General features: G+C 75.6%; 1 protein-coding gene. It reads right to left on the bottom strand.

All coding sequences use genetic code 11. The features are described 5' to 3' along the window. The coding region (locus tag ACSBPG_RS31920; RefSeq protein WP_435541290.1) for a methyl-accepting chemotaxis protein at nt 1-1,088 on the bottom strand (1,088 nt) is incomplete at both ends.

Below are 1,088 nucleotides of genomic sequence, written 5' to 3'. Positions count from 1 at the left end.
CCGCACGGTGGCGATGAAGTTGGCGACCTCGGTGCGCAGCGTCTCGGCCTCGCGGGCGAGGCTGTTGGCGGCGCCGAGCACCTGGCCGGCGGCGGTGCCGGTCTCGGCGGCGGCCTGGTCGACGCCGGCGATGGTCGTGGTGACCTCCTCGGTGCCGCGGGCGACCTGACCGACGTTCTGGGCGATCTCCCGCGTCGCCGTCCCCTGCTCCTCGATCGCCGAGGCGATGGTCGTGGCGATCTCGTTCATCCGCGCGATCGTCCGGCCGATGCCGTCGATGGCCCCGCTCGCCCCCTCCGTCGCCCCCTGGATCTCCTTCACCTTCGCCTGGATCTCCTCGGTGGCGCGGGCGGTCTGGGTGGCCAGCGCCTTGACCTCGGAGGCGACGACGGCGAAGCCCTTGCCGGCCTCGCCGGCGCGCGCCGCCTCGATGGTGGCGTTCAGCGCCAGCAGGTTGGTCTGGCCGGCGATGCCGGCGATCAGCTCGACCACGGCGCCGATCCGCTGCGCCGCCTCCACCAGGCCGCGCATGGTGGCGGTGGTCCGCTCCGCCTCGCCCACCGCCTCGCCGGCGATGCGCGCCGAGACCGTCACCTGCTGGCCGATCTCGGCGATCGAGGCCGACAGCTCCTCGGTCGCCGAGGCGACCGTCTGGACGCTCGCCGAGGCCTCTTCGGCGGCGGCGGCGACGGCCGACGCCTGCTGGCTGGTCTGGGTGGCGGTGGCGGACAGCGCGCCGGCGGCCCCCTGCATCTGGGTGGAGGCGGCGACCACCGTCCCGACCACGCCCTGGACGCTGGCCTCGAAGCGGTCGGCCAGACGCACCATGGCCTCGTGACGCTCGGCGGCGGCGCGCGCTTCGGCCGCCCTGGCCTCCTCCTCCATGGTCCGCGTGCGGATCATCGAATCGCGGAACACCTGGACGGCGGCGGCCATGGCGCCGACCTCGTCCTTGCGGCCGAGCGCCGGCACCTCCGCCGCGGTGTCGCCGGCGGCGAGCCGGCGCATCGCCGCCGTCATCGCCGCCACCGGGGTGGCGATCGACCGGCCGATCAGCCACGCCAGCAGCAGGCCGAGCACGCCGGCGG

The sequence above is a fragment of the Azospirillum sp. ST 5-10 genome (assembly GCF_051225715.1).
GTDB lineage: Bacteria > Pseudomonadota > Alphaproteobacteria > Azospirillales > Azospirillaceae > Azospirillum.
The sequence above is the reverse complement of the archived record's forward strand: the minus strand, read 5'-3'. Positions and strand labels throughout refer to the sequence as shown.